Below are 16,386 nucleotides of genomic sequence, written 5' to 3'. Positions count from 1 at the left end.
ATTCAAGCACTACACCCCTTGCGGGCGGAGCGCCGGAGCGATCCACGCGGACAGGATCAGCTGCGCCATATGATAGACGAGGATCGGAACGAGCACCATGCCGGCGATGGCGGGCGGGAAAAGCGTCGCCGCCAGCGGCGCACCGACCGCGATGCTTTTCTGCGCGCCCGCGAAAAGCAGCGTGATGCGGTCGGCCCGCGCGAGGCGGAGCAGCCCGCCCAGCGCCCAGGCCCCGCCAAAGGATAGTGCGAGCATCGCCGCCGTGACGGCCAGGACGATCGCGATCTCGCGCGTATCGAGCATCGTCCAGATGCCCGCCACCACCGCCGCCGAAAAGGCGACATAAACCGCGATGGCGATCGCCGTACGGTCCATGAACGTCGCAAGGCCGCGGTGCGCAAGTACCCACGGGCGCAGCCAGCGCTGCAAGGACTGCCCCAGAATGAAGGGGATCAGCAGGATCGACACGATGCGCAGCACCGCCGCCCCGTGAATCTCGCCCGCGCTGCCCGCGAGCAGCGCGAAGAGCAGCGGCGACAGCGCGACACCGCTTAAATTGAGCAGCGCGGCGGCGACGACGCTGGCGGCGACATTGCCGCCCGCCATCGAACTGGCGGCGGTCGCCGATTGCACGGTCGATGGCAGGATGCCGAGATAGAGAAAACCGAGCGCCAGCGTGGTGGGGAGCCATGGCGCGACGACGCGTTGCACGCCGAGGCCGAGCAGCGCCATGGCGCCGAAGCAGAAAAGCAATGCCGCGCCCTGCAACGTCCAGTTGCGGATGCCGTGCAGCACCTCGTCGCGGGGCAGGCGCACGCCGTTGAGGAAAAACAGCAGGACGATCGCCGCGGTCGACACGGCCTCGGCAACCGGCACCGCGGCGCCGCGCACCGGCAGCAGGCTGGCGAGCAGGATCGTCGCGAACAGGATGGGGACGAAACGGTCGGGGAAGAGGCGGGACAGCATCGAAAGCGGGATGGCCGCGGCGTGCGTGCTTGGCAAGCCCGCAGGAGGCGATAGAGAGGCGCGATGGCCCATATATTGATGCTCGCCGCGCTTCCCGAAGAGGGCGACGCCTTGTTTCCCGAAGCGGGGCAAAAGGCGGACGGTCTCTTTTCTCTCCGCCGCATCGCGGCGCATGGCCATGATCTGACCATCGCCATCTGCGGGCTCGGCAAGGTCAACGCCGCGCTCTGTGTAGGGATGATCGGGGGCGCCGCCGACCTCATAGCGATGAGCGGCACATGCGGATCGCTCGGCGCGGCGCCGGGCGCCTATTGGATCGCCGAGGCGCTTCAGCATGATTATGGCGCAAACCGGCCCGGCCTTTTTCGCCGCTACCGCGCAGGCGACTGGCCGCTGGGCGAGGCGAGCGAGGCGCATTTTTCCGCTATGGCCGATCCGGGACTTGGCCTGCCCCATGTGCGGATCGCCAGCGGCGACAGTTTCGTCGCCTGTCCCGATGCCGCCGCCGATCTGAAATCGCTTGGCGCCATGCTCGTCGACATGGAGGTTGGGGCGGTGGCGCAGGCGGCGACGCGGCTCGGCAAGCCCTGGGCGGCGGTGAAAGCCGTCACTGACGAGGCCAATGGCGAAAGCGGCGGTGATTTCCAGGCGAACCTCGCCCGCGCAGCACACGCCGCCGCGCGCGAGGTGGAGCGGCTGGTCGCCATGCTGCCCGTCGTTCGGGGCGATTAGGATCAAGGCCCGGCGGTCCCGCCACAGGGGCGAAGTTGGCGCCAAATTGGCATTTTTTCGGGAAATGTGATAGCAAACGGCCATCATCGCGACTTTCCGGAACCGCAGGACGATCCGGAACGAGGCACCAGGGACCGATCGCGAACAAAGGTGGGGACATCCATATGAACGATCTTCATATCGGCAATTTTATCATCGAGGGTGATCGACTCGTCGCTTATGGTCGCATGGCATTCATTGCCTTGCTGATCCTGCTCGCGACCTGGGTGCTTGCCAAGGCCGCCAAATGGGGCTTTGCGAAGCTGGTCGAAACTGTTCCGCTGTTGCGGCGCGAAACATCGACGGGGGAAAGCTTCGGCCTGTCGCTCGGGCGCATCGTGTCGCTCCTGATCTGGCTGCTCGGCCTGATTGCCATTCTGAACGTCCTCAACCTCGGGTCGGTCACGGGGCCGATGGAGGCGATGCTTGCCAAGGCGATGGGGTTCATTCCCAATATCGTCGGCGCGGGGCTGATCCTGTTCATCGGTCATATGCTTGCCCGGATCGCCAAGGAACTGGTGGAAACGGTGCTGTCGACAGTGGATTTCGACCGTTGGGCCAATCGCGGCGGAGTCGATCAGGTCACGGGCAACAGCAGCATCAGCCGCACGATCGGCACCATCGTCTATGTGCTGATCATCATCCCCGTCGTGATCGGGGCGCTTCAAGCGCTCCAGATCGAGGCGATCAGCGGGCCGCTGGTCGCAATGCTGACGCGCATCCTCGACGCGGTTCCGAACATCATCGGCGCCTCGATCGTCCTCGGCCTCGGCTTCGTGATCGCGCGCTGGATCGCCTCGCTGGTCCAGGAACTCGTCGCCGGGCTGGGCGCCGACCAGTCGGTTGCCGCCATCGGTCTGCTACCCGCGACTATCAAGGTTTCGGCGGTGGCGAACAAGATCGTCATGGTGACGGTCCTGCTGGTGACCGCGATCGCCGCGACCCGCCTGCTCGACTTTCCGGAACTGACCGCCGTGGTCGACGAAGTGCTGCGCCTCGGCGGGGCTGTGCTTTTCGGCGGGGTGATCATCGCGGTCGGTTTCCTGGTCGCCAATTTCCTCGCGTCGCTGATCGGCGGTGCGGGAGGCGACACCCTGGGCACGCGCATGATCCGCTATGCGACGATCCTGCTGTTCTCGGCGATGGGGCTCAAATATATGGGGATCGCCGACAGCATCATCGAAATGGCATTCGGTGCGCTCGTCATCGGCGCGGCGGCGGCGGCGGCGCTGGCCTTCGGGCTGGGTGGCCGCGATGCCGCGGCCCGGGTGCTCGACGATATGCGCGGAAAGCCCGCCGACCCGCCGTCGGCCCGCCGCACTGCGCCGCCGCCGGCCGAATAGGCGTTTCGGCTCCTCCTTATCAAAGCCGGAGCGCGGCGGTCCTTTGGGGCGGCCGCGCTCTTTCTTTTCCGGCCGGGCGGCTTCGGCAATTTTGTTGCAGCGCAGCGGTGCTTCTGTTAGGGGCGCGGCCGATTGCGGCGCGTGTTGCGCCGCCCGCTCCCAAAAGGCCGAACCCCGCATGTCTCTGCGCAATATTGCGATCATCGCACACGTCGATCATGGCAAGACCACCCTTGTCGACCAGCTCTTCCGCCAATCGGGCACCTTTCGCGACAATCAGCGCGTCGAGGAACGCGCGATGGATTCGAACGACCTCGAAAAAGAACGCGGGATCACCATCCTCGCGAAATGCACCAGCGTCGAATGGGGCGAGGGCGACAATGCGACGCGGATCAACATCGTCGACACGCCGGGCCACGCCGATTTCGGCGGCGAGGTCGAGCGCATTCTGTCGATGGTCGACGGCGTCATCCTGCTCGTCGATGCGGCCGAAGGCCCGATGCCGCAGACCAAGTTCGTCACCGGCAAGGCGCTCGCGCTCGGCCTCAAACCCATCGTCGTCGTCAACAAGATCGACCGCAGCGATGCGCGCGCCGCCGAGGTGCTCGACGAAGTGTTCGAACTGTTCCTGACGCTCGAGGCCAATGACGAGCAACTCGACTTTCCGATCCTCTATGCCTCGGGCCGCGGCGGCTATGCCTCGCCCGACCCCGAAGCGCGCGAAGGCACGCTGGAGCCGCTGTTCCAGACGATCGTGAACCATGTGCCCGCCCCCGGCCTCGACGAAAACGCGCCCTTCACCTTCCTTGCGACGCTGCTCGACCGCGACAATTTCATCGGCCGCATCCTGACCGGTCGCGTTCAGTCGGGTTCGGTCAAGGTCAACCAGCCGATCCATGCACTCGACATGGACGGCAAGGTGATCGAAACCGGCCGCGCATCGAAGCTGCTCGCCTTCCGGGGGCTCGACCGCGTGCCCGTCGACGAAGCCAAGGCGGGCGACATTGTCGCGATCGCGGGACTCACCAATGCGACCGTCGCGAACACCATCGCCGACACGAGCGTCAGCGAACCGATCGCCGCGCAGCCGATCGATCCGCCGACGCTGTCGATGCGTTTCGCCGTCAACGATTCGCCGATGGCGGGCCGCGAGGGCAGCAAGGTGACGAGTCGCATGATCCGCGACCGCCTTTTCCGCGAAGCCGAAACCAATGTCGCGATCCGCATCACCGAAAGCGCCGACAAGGACAGTTTCGACGTCGCGGGCCGCGGCGAGCTTCAGCTCGGCGTGCTCATCGAAACGATGCGTCGCGAGGGTTTCGAACTCGGCATCAGCCGCCCGCGCGTCCTTTATCAGACCGACGAGAGCGGCCAGCGCACCGAACCCTATGAAACCGTCGTCATCGACGTCGACGACGAGCATAGCGGCACGGTCGTCGAGAAGATGCAGATGCGCAAGGCCGACCTCACCGACATGCGCCCGTCGGGCGGCGGCAAGACGCGCATCACCTTCTCGGGCCCGTCGCGCGGCCTGATCGGCTATCATGGCGAATTTCTGTCGGATACGCGCGGCACCGGCATCATGAACCGCCTGTTCGAAAAATACGGGCCGTACAAGGGCGTGATCGAGGGCCGCAAGAACGGCGTCCTCATCTCGAACGGCAATGGCGAGGCCGTTGCCTACGCGCTCGGCCCGCTCGAAGAGCGCGGCATCCTCTTTGTCTCGCCGGGCGAGGCGCTGTACGAGGGCATGATCATCGGCGAGAATGCCAAGCCCGAAGACCTCGAAGTCAACCCGATGAAGTCGAAGCAGCTCACCAACTTCCGTTCGACAGGCAAGGACGACGCGATCCGCCTGACTCCGCCCAAGCGCATGACGCTGGAGCAGGCGATCGCCTATATCGACGACGACGAGATGGTCGAGGTAACGCCCAAGAACATCCGCATAAGGAAGGCGATCCTCGACCCGCACGAGCGCAAGAAGGCGAGCCGCAAGAAGGAAGCGGCGTAACCTTTCCCGGATCAGTCCCCGGTCGGCGCGACCAGCCGGGGCGATCCGGTGAATTGCGCCCAGTTTGCAGGACACACCTCGACCGGCCGGGGCTTATCGCCCGTCTCGCCTGCGATCCAGCAATCGTCGAATACCGAACAATAGCAGAGCCGGACGCCGATCTTCGTACGTTCGGCGTCGAAGCGCTGCCACGCGTCTGCAGGCACCTTTGCAGGGTCGATTTGCGCGAACATCACATTCTCGCCGGGCCTGATCACCTCGCCGATCACGCTGCCGTAACCGAGCGCCAGGTCCTGCGGCCGATCGGAGCAGCACGCGCCCAGAATGTCCTGAAACTGCGTATAGGATTTGTCGCGATAGCGGATTTCCATGCCGCGTATGTGGGCGGGCCCGACCCCCTTGTTGGTCAGCGACAGGCGGATCAGCGGCTCCCCCGCATCGCCGCGATTCGTGCTTTCATAGGCGACGTGCGGCCACACCGCCGCGATCTGCATCTTCTCCGTGGCCTCGGCCTGGATGAATGTGAAATAGGCGACCGCGACCGAGATGACGAATGCCGGCACCGCGACGAGAAAATTGCTTGCGGCCAGCAGCGGCAGGAATTTCAGCGCGCGCTCGACCGGTGACTTGCCGGTCTTTGCAGCAGACGCGTCCAGTTGGGCCTCGATCCGCGCAAGGCGTTCATCGAAGCTCGATTCCGGTCCGGTTTTAGCGGGCGTACCTTCCTCCATGGCGCGACGCTGCCGCGCTTCGGTGCCAGAATCAAGACGTGGCCGATGCAAGCCCCGGCTTGAAGTGCGCCAACACCCGGTGCATCAGAGGGGTGCGCCGATGGCGGGGAGTCGTCCGCCGCTCCGCGCCGATGTGCGTCTGTCCTCCGCATCGGGGGGCGTCCCGTTCATCCCCTAAGGAGTGTGCGCGTTGGCCCGCCTCATCCTGTTCAACAAACCCTATGGCGTGCTGTCGCAATTCACCGACCGTGGCAGCGCCACCGCGCGCGCGACGCTGTCCGACTATATCGACGTACCGGGCGTCTATCCCGCCGGGCGGCTGGACCGCGACAGCGAAGGTCTGCTGATCCTGACCGACGACGGCGCGTTGCAGGCGCGCATCTCCTCGCCCAGGCACAAGACGCCCAAAACCTATCTCGCGCAGGTTGAGGGCGAGCCCGATGAGGCGGCGCTGGAGGCGCTCAGCCGCGGCGTTACGCTGAACGACGGCCCCACGCGCCCGGCAACGGTCCGCCGCATCGAGGCGCCCAAGCTTTGGGACCGCGATCCGCCGGTGCGCTACCGCAAGAGCGTCGCCGACGCATGGATCGAACTCACCATCACCGAAGGCCGCAACCGCCAGGTACGGCGGATGACGGCAGCGGTGGGCCATCCGACGCTGCGTTTGGTGCGCTGGCGGATCGGGGGGTGGGAGATCGGGGATCTGGCGCTCGGGGAATGGCGGACGGCCTGACAGCCGCCCGCCGGGAGGGGTCACTTGGTCGTGTAGCCGCCGTTCACGAGGATCGTCTGGCCCGTCATCCACCAGCCGTCCGAAACCAGCATACGGATCCACGGCACGATGTCCTCGATATCGGTGAGCCCCGTTTTCGAGAAGGGCGACAGCGCTGCCGCCGATTTGTGATAGGCGACCGCGTCGTCGCCCTCGGCGGGGTAGAAAAAGGGCGTGTCCATCGGGCCGGGACCGATCGCCGTGACCGAAATGCCGCGCTCCCCAAATTCCTTCGACGCCGCGCGGGTGAAATGTTCGACGGGTGCCTTGGTCCCGGCATAGGCGGCGTAAAAGGGCGTGTAGGCGCCGAGCAGCGAGGTGACGAGCGTGCAGATCTTGCCATTGTCGTTCACATGCTTGCCGGCTTCCTTCAGAAAGAAGAAGGCGGTCTTGCTGTTCACCGCGGTCATTTCGTCATATTCGGCCTCGCTGATCTCGGTGAAGGGCTTTTTCAGCACCTTGCCGACCGTGTTGATCGCGATATCGGGACGGCCGACCGCGGCGATGACGTCGGCGAACAGCTTTTCCATCGCCGCGGCGGAGGTAAGGTCGGCCTGAAAGGCCACCGCCTCGGCCCCTGCGGCGCGGACCGCGGCGAGCGTTTCATCGGTCTCGGCGGCCGAGGCGGGGCTGTTGTAATGGATGGCGACCGCCCGGGCGCCGTGCGCGGCGAGGTCGCGTGCGATCAGCCCGCCCAGATTTTTGCCGCCACCCGCGATGAGTGCGACTTTGCCCTTGATGTTGTGATCTGCCATGGCTGGTCTCCTTGGTTGACAGGGGAGGGGCGCCGCGGCGGTCGCTGCGGCGTTGTCGGCTCACGATAGGTGCTTTGCCGCTTGCCCGCTTTCCAATTCCGGCGCAGCTTGCCCATTCCGGCCGATGAGTCGGACGAGACCGTGGGGAAGGGCGATTGAGCGGACAGGCGCTGGGCGTGTGGGACGGTATCCGGCCGCTGCGGCCGCGGGCGCTGGTTGCGCGCCGCGAAACCGCGATCGGCCCGATCGGCATCGTCGCGGCGACCGAAAGGCTGGACCGCCCGGCCGACTGGACGTTCGAGGAAGCGCATCACACGATCGTCGTGCATCTGGGCGGACGGCTGCGCCGGATGGACTGCGAATTTTCGGTCGGGCCGTCGGGGTCGGCGCTGCCGTCGCGCGGCGACATCTGGGTCATTCCAGCCGCGTGCCGCTATGCCGCGCTGGCCGAGGGTGGATGCGCCGCGTTCGTTGAACTGCGCGTACCGACCGCGCTTGTCGGCGATGCGCCGATGGCGGCGCGTGTGCGGCACCGCGACGATTTCCTCTTCGGATCGGCGACCCGCCTCGCCGAGTTGCTCCGCGGACCGGAAAGCGATCTTGCCAATATGGCGGCGCATGCGATCGGCGATGCGCTGCACCTGCATCTGCGCGCGCGATATGGGCAGTGGAGCCGCCAGGGTGCGCGCCGCATCCTGTCGGCGTCGCAGCGCGCGCGGCTGGCCGCGGCGATCAGGGACGAGCTTGATGCGCGGCATAGTCTCGATACGCTCGCCCGCCTCGTCGGGATGGATGTACGCCGCTTCACCGGGGCGTTCCGTGAGGCGTTCGGCGTCACGCCCTGGCAATATGTGCTGCGCGCACGGCTCGATGCGGCGGCGCGAATGCTGCGGCAGGGAAGCGATTCGATTACCGAGATCGCGCTCGCGACGGGTTTTGCGACGCCGAGCCATTTCGCCACCGCCTTTGCGCGGCGCTTCGGCGTTCCGCCGTCGAACTGGCGCCGCGCGGCCTGACCGTGCTGGTGTCGCCCGAACCCGCGCTCCACGCCTCGCGGTCGGCTTCGGTTGCCACTCTCGGGCTTCAGGCCGTCCGTGACGAGGCCGGGCAGATTGCCGATGGGCCCGGCAAGCCCTGTGGAGCCGACACTGGCGATGCGGTAATTGCCCGGCGCTTCGCGGCGTGCTGACGCAAGGCAGACTGGAACACGCACCGATGAGCGGGCCGCAACATCGGGCAAGACAAGGGCATCGCCTTTCCGAAAGGGCAGCGGTTTTTAGGCCTTTGCATTGACGAAGGCGCCATCGGCCCGCTAGGGCCGCGCCAGTTTTTTATGGAAGATACACCATGACCGATACGCCGCCCGACCGCATGTCGACCAACCCCCGTTCGCCGCATTTCGATCTGGATGTGCTGCAGCGCGGTATCGGCATCCGCTTCAAGGGCAAGGAACGCACTGACGTCGAGGAATATTCGATCTCCGAAGGCTGGATCCGCGTCGCCGCGGGCAAGTCGAAGGACCGGTTCGGCCAGCCGATGACCATCAAGCTGTCGGGCGAAGTCGAGGCGTGGTTCGAGGATATTGCCGGCGAAGGCACCGCGCCCGCCGCCGATTAGGGCGAGCATTCCCGCCCTGGATCGTCATCCCGGCAAAGATCGGTTATCCGCCCAAGCCCCCAACACAGAAACCACCCGGAGCGGCGGGCCGCCCCGGATGGTTTCGTCGCTCGTCGAGCCCGTGGGTGTGGGGGGGAAGGCTCAGTGACCGAGCGAGGCGACAACGGTTTCGAGGCCGTTGCCGGGTTTCCAGTCCTGTTGTGCCCAGACCGGGGCTTTGAAATTCGATTTCGGGCTCGCCGCGCCCGCGGGCTCGCCATCGGCATAGATGAAGCCCTGAACCGGATTGGCGCGCAGGCCGAGGTCGCCGATGGGCGCGTACCAGACGCGGACCAGGCTCCAGTCGCCTGCATCGCTGACGTCGACGACGCGGACGCCGCGCTCGATCTGGCCGCGGCGGCCGCCGATCGGCGACCAGTTGGCATGGTCGATCAGGATTTCGCGGTCGCTGACGATTTTCTTGACCACCGCGACATGACCCATCGGCATGCCGCGCGTTCCGGCGAACGCCATGACGGCGCCCTGCCGCGGTTCGTTGCCGCGTTCATAGCTGCCCGCGGCCTGCGCCCACCAAGTCTTCGCATTGCCGCGAATTTCGACGCCCGATTCGGCGCGGGCGAAGGGAACGCATTGCAGATAGGATTTCGCCGCGGCGGGGACGCTGGCGAGCAGCCCTGCGACGGTCATTGCCGACGCAACGGCGGCGGTCAGAAAGCGGCGATGGAACATGGATTGCGACCCCCGGCTTGTCTTCAAGCGTTGGAGCGTCTTTGCCACGTCCTGCGGCGTCCACCATCCACCTAGCGACGAGCCGCGCCGTGGATGCGGTAGGCGGGGGAACCTTTTGTTTACGCCTTCGCTTCAACGCTTCAGCCGCTCGGCTGGTCGCGATCAGGCCGCCACGGTCGCGACATCGCCCGGACGGCGGAACAGGGTCAGCACGTCGGCGGCGGGCATCGGGCGCCCGTAATAATAGCCCTGGATGTTCGAACAGCCGAAGCTGCGCAGCGTTTCGACCTCCAGCTCGGTTTCGGCGCCTTCGGCGGTCGTCGACATGCCAAGGCTGTCGGCGAGCGCGACGACAGCGCGAATGATCGCAATCGATTCGATGCTGCCCTTGGCCGCGCCGACAACGAAGCTGCGGTCGACCTTGATCGTCGAGAACTGCGTCTTGCGCAAATAGCCGAGCGACGAATAGCCGGTGCCGAAATCGTCGAGCGACAGGCGAATGCCAAGCGCGATCAGCTGATCGAGCAGTTGTGCTGCGCCGCCGCCGTCGCGCAGGAAGACGCTTTCGGTGACTTCGATCTCCAGCCGTTGCGGCGAAAGCCCGCTCTGCGCGAGCGCCGACACGACAACCGAGGCGAAACTGGGATCGGTGAGCTGGTCGGCCGAGACGTTGATCGCGACCTTGAGGTTGGACGGCCATTTCATCGCCTCGCGGCACGCGGTGCGCAGCACCCATTCGCCGATCGGCGAAATGAGCCGTGCATCCTCGGCGAGCGGGATGAAGCGGCCGGGGGATACGTTTCCGAGCTTCTGGTTGTGCCAGCGGATCAGCGCCTCGAAACCGTTGAGCGTGCCGTCGGCGGCGGTCACGACGGGCTGGTAATAAAGCTCGAACTCGCCGCGTTCCAGCGCGCCGCGCAATTCCTGTTCCATCACGCGCCGTTCTTCGGCTTGTGCGTGCAGCGACGCGACATAGGCGGCGACGATGTTGCCGCCCTTGTCCTTCGATTTGTAGAGCGCAAGGTCGGCGTTGCGCGTCAGCGTCTCGACCGTCGCGCCGTCGGTCGGGCCGATCGCAAAGCCGACGCTGGCGCCGACGAAAAGCTGGTGATTGTCGACCACATAGGGCCGGCTGATCGTCGCGATGATCCGCTGCGCCAGCGTCTCGGCGACGTCGGCGGAGGGGACATTGTGGAGTACAACGGCAAATTCATCGCCGCCGAGGCGGCCGCACGTCATCCCGCGCTCCATCAACCCTTTCAGCCGCGCCGCGACCTGAGCCAGCAATTTGTCGCCGACCGGATGCCCCAGCGTATCGTTGACCGCCTTGAACCGGTCGAGGTCGATCATCAGTAGCGCGCAGCGCGTCTTGGCCTCGACCGCATGGGTCAGCGCGCGCGCCAGATCTTCGTTGAGGCTGAGCCGGTTCGGCAGGCCCGTCAGATTGTCGAAGCGCGCCATTTTGGCGATCTGTTCGGCGGTCGCGCGCTGTTCGGTGACGTCGGAGCCCACTCCGCGAAAACCCAGAAACTTGCCCGTTTCGTCGAGGCGGGGAGAGGCCGACAGCTCCCACCAGCGCGCACGTCCGTCGATCGACACCGGGACGATCAGATTCGAAAAGCTTTCGCGTCGCTTCATCCGTTCGGCCATGTCGTGCAGGCTCTTGGGGAACAGCCCGGTTTCCCACGCGTCGCCCGACAGCGCCTGAAGCAGCGGGATGCCTTCCAGCCCCTCGGCGGTGCTGCCAAGCGCATAGGCGAGGCGCGGCGACACATGGACGAGGCGCCGGTTGTTGTCGGTCTGCCACAACCAGTCGGCCGAGGTTTCCTCGAACTCGCGGAGCAGCAGGCTGACCGTCTCGCTTTTTTCGTGCAACGTCTCTTCGGCGCGGCGCGAGCGGATATGGATTTGCGCAAAGCGGACGCAGAAGGCCGACAGCAGGGCGCCCGCGACGACTGCGATCGCGGCGAGCTGCGGCGCACCCGCGAGCGCGAGCGCCCCTGCCGCCGACAAGGATACCGGTACGATGAACAATGCGCAGGCGAGCGGAACGCTGTGCGCGACGATCGCGAGCGTGAGCATCATCAGCACCGCAATCGTCCACATCGACAGCACATGATCGACAGTCGGCGCCAAGCCCTGAAGCCAGAAGGGTGCGCCCCAGAGCAGTGCTGAATAGAGCGCGTGGCGGTTGCACATCGCATATTCTGCATGTCCGGGCAGTTTGGGATCGCCGAGGGGCAGGCTGCGGATACGGCGATACGACCAGAAGCCGAAGAGAATCGCGATCCCGAGCCAGCCGCCAGCGACCGGCAGCGCAACATTGTGGAGCATCGTCAGAAAGGCGACGAGCGCCATGCCGACCCCCATGGCAAGGCGCAGCGCGCCGCGGCCGCGGAGCGGAGCGAGCTGGAGCTGGCGGAGGTTGCCGGTGTCCTGACCCCGCGGCCCCAGCCCCAACAGGGTTCGCGCGGGAATGGTGTCGGCGGCAATCGGGTCGGTCGGCAAGCTTCTCACGCGTCCCGTCTAGCGCGCGCGGGTTACTCGAAGGTAACCATCGCGCCGTTCGGACGCGAATTTATGTGTCGGACGGGGACAGAGTGGAGGCGTGGCGGTTTTTGGGGGTGGGGGCGGACATGACCAACCCCCGTCATTCCCGCGAAAGCGGGGATGACGATGAAATCGAAGTCGGCCCCCGCTGCTTCCGGCCGCTACGCCCTCAAGCCGCGATGGCGAAGGGTTGAATCTCTCCAGCCAGATATTGCGCGCGCGCCTTCGATCGGCTCAATTTGCCCGAGCTGGTGCGTGGCAGCGTGCGCGGTGGGATCAGCTCGATCAGGCAATTCATGCCGGTGATCGCGCGGACGCGCTCGCGGATCGTCTCGCGCAGCGCGGCGCGTTCGGCATCGTCGCTGGTGCGGCACTGGACGAGCACCGCCGGGGTTTCCTCGCCGCCCGGAGTCGTGATCGCAAAGGCGGCGATGTCGCCCGATTTGAAGCCGGGCAGCTGTTCGACCGCCCATTCGATGTCCTGCGGCCAGTGATTCTTGCCGTTGATGATGATCATGTCCTTGGCGCGGCCGACGATATAGATGTAACCGTCTGACATATAACCCATATCGCCTGTATCGAGCCAGCCGTCCACCATGCAGGCGGCGGTCGATTCGGGGTCGCGGAAATAGCCGGTCATCAGCGACGGGCCGGTGCACCAAACCTTGCCGACGGTCTGGTCGGGCAGCGGATTGCCTGCCTCGTCCCGGACCTCGATGGTCATGTCCTTGACCGCCTTGCCGCAGTTGACGATCGCGCGATACCGTGTCGGACGGCCCGCATCGTTCGCGGCGCCCGACAATTCGGTTTCCTCGACCAGTTCGACGACAATGCCTTCGCCCGGCGGCATGATGCTGACCGCCAGCGTCGCTTCGGCAAGGCCATAGCTCGGCAGAAAGGCGCTCGCCTTGAACCCGGCGTCGGCAAAGGCATCGACAAAGCTTTGCATCACGTCCGGACGGATCATGTCGGCGCCATTGCCCGCGACGCGCCAGCGCGACAGGTCGAACCGGTCGGCGACATGGCTCTGGCTGGAAATGCGGCGCGCGCAGATGTCATAACCGAAGGTCGGCGAATAGCTGAGGGTCGTGCCCTGGTTGCGACTGATCAGATCGAGCCACGCGAGCGGGCGGCGCGCGAAATCCTCGGTCTTGAGGTAATCGACCGACACCTGGTTCGCCACGGGCGAGAGCAGGCAACCGACGAGCCCCATGTCGTGATACCAGGGCAGCCACGACACGCAGCGGTCGCTGTCCTGCAATTCCATGCCGTGCGAATGCGCCGACAGATTGTTGAGCAGCGCGCCGTGCGTCACCGCGACGCCGTGCGGGAAGCGCGTCGAACCGCTGCTGTATTGAAGATAGCAGGTTTCGTTGGTCTTTTGTTCGGGAAGCGCCGCGATCGGCGCGGCGCGCTCCGCAAAAGCGGTCCAGTCGAGCGGTTCGACCCCGCGCTGCTCGGCGGCCTCGACCGCCATCGCGGCGATTTCGGGCGGGAAAAACAGCATTTTGGGGTCTGAGCTGGTGAGCTGGACGACAAGCTGGCCGACATAGCTGTCGCGCCCGCCAAAGCTTGTTGGCAGCGGCAGCGGTACCGGCCAGGCGCCCGCATAGATGGTGCCGAAAAACAGCGCGGCAAATTCGGGGCCGGTTTCGGCGATCAACGCGATGCGATCCTGCGGCTTTACGCCCGCTGCGATCAGGCGATAGGCGGCCGCAAGTGCGTCGGCCTTGAGCTCGCTATACGGATAAGGGCGGATCAACTTGCCGCGGGGATCGTGGAAATTCAGCCCGCGCGTACCGCTCGCGGCATAGTCGAGCGCTTCGCCGACGGTGGCGAAATCGGAAAAACGGCGCGGTTGCGCGCATTCGGTCGGGGTCGGCACGAGCGCGTCGGCCGAAGCAAGCTGGGTATCGGTCATAGGGGGTGCGACGTCCCTCGATACGGGGCGCAGCGCAACAAGCATGTCATCTTTTTGTGCCATGTTCTGACGTGCGCGACCCTGTGTTGTTTGAACAAATCGCCCATTCCCGGGCTTTGGTGCCCGATATGGCGGTGTTGATCGTTCTCAATCGGGCCCGACTGTGGCACAAACATGGCATATGGCCAATCGCGGTGCTCCGTTCGACCGTCCAAAAAAGCCGCTCGGCGCAGCCCGGCTCGACGAACTGGCGCTCGCATATGTTGCGCGATTCGCGACGAGCCGCGCCAAGCTGCTGCGCTATCTGGCCCGAAAAGTCCGCGAATCCGAATGGATAGACGAAAATGACGCCATGGCGGCGTGCGACGCGGTGGCCGACCGGATGGAGCGCTTGCGCTACCTCGACGACCGCCAATATGCGGCGATGCGCGCGGGCGCGATGACGCGGCGCGGGCTGGGGGTACGGCGGGTGAAGGCGCAGCTTTACGTCGATGGAATCGCCGCCGAGGACAGCGGCGACGCGATCGATGCGGCCGAAGCTGAAGCGGTCGCCGCGGCCGTCGGGTTTGCGCGGCGACGGCGCTTCGGTCCCTTTGCGACGAACAGGGCAGACGATCCGAAACAGCGCGAGCGGCAGGTCGCGGCCTTTGTGCGCGCGGGGCATAGCCCGGCGCTGGCGCGGCGTATCTTGGCGCTCGCGCCGGGGGACGAGGATGCGCTGGCGGCGCTGGACGCGGAGGCGGCGCTCGATTAGCCGATAATCTTTCCACCGAACGTCATCCCGGCGAAGGGTGTCCAGAGGCGCGTGACTCTGGACACGATCTCGTCGATGCGGAAGGATCTGACGATGAGATCCCGGCCTTCGCCGGGATGACGAATACGGGGTCGAAATTTGATACGTATCTTGCTGGCGACTCTTGCCCTGTCCTTCGCCCTGCCGATCACCGCGTGCAGCCGCGATGCCAGCGAGGCCGAAAGCGCGGCGGCAACGTCGGTGACGATCGAAATGGCCGGCACCGCGCACCGTTTCGACGTCGAGGTCGCGCGCACCGACGAAGAGCAGAAAAAGGGCCTCAAGTTCCGCACAAGCTTGCCGCCGAACGGCGGGATGCTCTTTCCTTTCGAGAGGCCGCGAATCGCGAGCTTCTGGATGCAGGACACGCTGATCCCGCTCGACATGCTCTTCATCCGCGCCGACGGCAGCATCGACCGTATCGCCGAAAACACCATCCCCGGATCGCTCGAACCCGTCGCGAGCGGGGGGGAGGTGTCCGCGGTGCTCGAAATCGCGGGGGGCACCGCAGCGAAGCTCGGTATCGACGAGAGCGCCAGGGTGACGTGGAAAGACAGCAAATAGCGTCGCGGCGCGTGGTTTGCGGCTTGCGAACCGCCCGTGCTTGGCTGTAAACGCCGCAGCCATGAGCATCTTGGGCAAGATTTTCACCTGGTGGGACGGCGCGACCGTCGGCACGCTGCTGAACAGCTGGGCACGCGGCGAAAAGGTCGGCGAGGACGGCCTTGGAAACCGTTATTACCGCGCCAAAAAGGGCGATCGCCGCTGGGTCATCTATAAGGGGTCGAACGACGCGAGCCGTGTGCCGCCCGAATGGCACGGCTGGCTGCACGGCACCTTCGACGAACTTCCTGTGGACGTGCTTCCGGCGCCGCGCGCGTGGGAGAGGGAACCGAGCGCGAACCTGACCGGCAGCGCGGACGCCTATCGCCCCGCGGGCGCTCTCGAACGCGGCGGCCGCCGCGCCGCCGCGACGGGCGATTACGAGGCCTGGCGGCCCGGCGCAGATTAATGGGCCGCGCGGTCTGGATCGTCCTTGCCGCCGCGACGGCGCTGGCCGGATGCGACCGGCCCTCCTCGAACGGCAGCAAGACGGTGCCGACGGCCGTGAAGGCGGAGCGGGTGCCCGCCGAAGCCGGAGGGGTCGAGGGCGCAACCCCGATGGCAGATCGTGTGGCGGTGCTCGGGCTGCTCAACAAGCGCAACGGCCTGGTCCGCGAACTCGAGATGAAGCCCGGCGAAGCGGTGCGCGAAGGGCGCGCGATCGTGCGGCTGCGCGCTTGCGAACAAACGGCGCCATGGGAAGACCCCCCCGAAACCGGCGCCTTCGTCCAGTTGACGGTGCAGGACCAGCGCGACGACAAATGGCGCCGCGTCTTTTCGGGCTGGCTGTTTCGCGAGCGGCCCGATCGCAATGTGATCGAGCA

At 65.9% G+C, this 16,386-nt stretch carries 15 protein-coding genes and 1 pseudogene; 10 read left to right on the top strand and 6 right to left on the bottom strand.

All coding sequences use genetic code 11. The features are described from left to right. Positions 1 to 9 precede the first annotated feature (9 nt). Positions 10 to 966 (bottom strand): bile acid:sodium symporter family protein, encoded by a 957-nt coding sequence (locus RIA72_RS02040; RefSeq protein ID WP_350030687.1) that lies wholly within the window; start codon positions 964 to 966, stop codon positions 10 to 12. 63 nt (positions 967 to 1,029) lie between these two features. Here RIA72_RS02040 and RIA72_RS02035 point away from each other — a divergent pair, with 63 nt between their 5' ends. From RIA72_RS02035 to typA, 3 genes are all read left to right on the top strand, one after another. Further along, on the top strand, positions 1,030 to 1,698 hold the full coding sequence (locus tag RIA72_RS02035; protein WP_350030686.1) for a 5'-methylthioadenosine/S-adenosylhomocysteine nucleosidase family protein: 669 nt from the start codon (positions 1,030 to 1,032) through the stop codon (positions 1,696 to 1,698). A 164-nt stretch (positions 1,699 to 1,862) separates the two neighbouring features. After that, positions 1,863 to 3,080: a mechanosensitive ion channel gene (locus RIA72_RS02030; protein WP_350030685.1), complete on the top strand. Its 1,218-nt coding sequence runs from the start codon at positions 1,863 to 1,865 to the stop codon at positions 3,078 to 3,080. 178 nt (positions 3,081 to 3,258) lie between these two features. Continuing rightward, positions 3,259 to 5,091: a translational GTPase TypA gene (gene typA, locus RIA72_RS02025; protein ID WP_350030684.1), complete on the top strand. Its 1,833-nt coding sequence runs from the start codon at positions 3,259 to 3,261 to the stop codon at positions 5,089 to 5,091. Positions 5,092 to 5,102: 11 nt separating this feature from the next. On the opposite strand, the gene RIA72_RS02020 is transcribed toward typA, so the two are convergent. Next, entirely contained in the window at positions 5,103 to 5,822 is a 720-nt protein-coding gene (locus RIA72_RS02020; RefSeq protein WP_350030683.1) for a hypothetical protein, read from the bottom strand. A gap of 190 nt (positions 5,823 to 6,012) precedes the next feature. Between RIA72_RS02020 and RIA72_RS02015 the strand changes: the two genes are divergently transcribed. Further along, a complete protein-coding gene (locus RIA72_RS02015; protein ID WP_350030682.1) occupies positions 6,013 to 6,555 on the top strand; it encodes a pseudouridine synthase in 543 nt (180 codons plus the stop codon). A 20-nt stretch (positions 6,556 to 6,575) separates the two neighbouring features. On the opposite strand, the gene RIA72_RS02010 is transcribed toward RIA72_RS02015, so the two are convergent. Next, entirely contained in the window at positions 6,576 to 7,349 is a 774-nt protein-coding gene (locus RIA72_RS02010; protein WP_350030681.1) for an SDR family oxidoreductase, read from the bottom strand. A gap of 155 nt (positions 7,350 to 7,504) precedes the next feature. Here RIA72_RS02010 and RIA72_RS02005 point away from each other — a divergent pair, with 155 nt between their 5' ends. Together RIA72_RS02005 and RIA72_RS02000 are read left to right on the top strand one after the other, a co-directional pair. Continuing rightward, positions 7,505 to 8,365 (top strand): helix-turn-helix domain-containing protein, encoded by an 861-nt coding sequence (locus tag RIA72_RS02005; RefSeq protein ID WP_350030680.1) that lies wholly within the window; start codon positions 7,505 to 7,507, stop codon positions 8,363 to 8,365. 331 nt (positions 8,366 to 8,696) lie between these two features. Beyond that, positions 8,697 to 8,966: a DUF3297 family protein gene (locus tag RIA72_RS02000; RefSeq protein WP_350030679.1), complete on the top strand. Its 270-nt coding sequence runs from the start codon at positions 8,697 to 8,699 to the stop codon at positions 8,964 to 8,966. 141 nt (positions 8,967 to 9,107) lie between these two features. On the opposite strand, the gene RIA72_RS01995 is transcribed toward RIA72_RS02000, so the two are convergent. The 3 genes from RIA72_RS01995 to RIA72_RS01985 form a co-directional block, all read right to left on the bottom strand. After that, on the bottom strand, positions 9,108 to 9,695 hold the full coding sequence (locus tag RIA72_RS01995; protein WP_350030678.1) for a CHAP domain-containing protein: 588 nt from the start codon (positions 9,693 to 9,695) through the stop codon (positions 9,108 to 9,110). Between the two features lie 162 nt (positions 9,696 to 9,857). Further along, complete coding sequence (locus RIA72_RS01990) at positions 9,858 to 12,212, bottom strand: putative bifunctional diguanylate cyclase/phosphodiesterase (protein WP_350030677.1); 2,355 nt, start codon at positions 12,210 to 12,212, stop codon at positions 9,858 to 9,860. A gap of 202 nt (positions 12,213 to 12,414) precedes the next feature. Beyond that, complete coding sequence (locus RIA72_RS01985) at positions 12,415 to 14,166, bottom strand: fatty acyl-AMP ligase (protein ID WP_350030676.1); 1,752 nt, start codon at positions 14,164 to 14,166, stop codon at positions 12,415 to 12,417. Positions 14,167 to 14,347: 181 nt separating this feature from the next. Between RIA72_RS01985 and RIA72_RS01980 the strand changes: the two genes are divergently transcribed. The 4 genes and pseudogenes from RIA72_RS01980 to RIA72_RS01965 form a co-directional block, all read left to right on the top strand. Beyond that, positions 14,348 to 14,920, top strand: coding sequence for a regulatory protein RecX (locus RIA72_RS01980; protein WP_350030675.1), 573 nt, complete (start codon positions 14,348 to 14,350; stop codon positions 14,918 to 14,920). Between the two features lie 138 nt (positions 14,921 to 15,058). Then, positions 15,059 to 15,523, top strand: coding sequence for a DUF192 domain-containing protein (locus RIA72_RS01975; RefSeq protein WP_502957923.1), 465 nt, complete (start codon positions 15,059 to 15,061; stop codon positions 15,521 to 15,523). A 61-nt stretch (positions 15,524 to 15,584) separates the two neighbouring features. After that, positions 15,585 to 15,971, top strand: coding sequence for an NADH:ubiquinone oxidoreductase subunit NDUFA12 (locus RIA72_RS01970; RefSeq protein WP_350030674.1), 387 nt, complete (start codon positions 15,585 to 15,587; stop codon positions 15,969 to 15,971). Beyond that, positions 15,971 to 16,357: pseudogene (locus RIA72_RS01965) on the top strand (DUF2155 domain-containing protein); the annotation flags it as partial. The gene RIA72_RS01970 and the pseudogene RIA72_RS01965, both read left to right, overlap by 1 nt. Positions 16,358 to 16,386 lie beyond the last annotated feature (29 nt).

Origin of the sequence: Sphingopyxis sp., assembly GCF_040216815.1 — a bacterium.
Classification (GTDB): domain Bacteria; phylum Pseudomonadota; class Alphaproteobacteria; order Sphingomonadales; family Sphingomonadaceae; genus Sphingopyxis.
The sequence above is the reverse complement of the archived record's forward strand: the minus strand, read 5'-3'. Positions and strand labels throughout refer to the sequence as shown.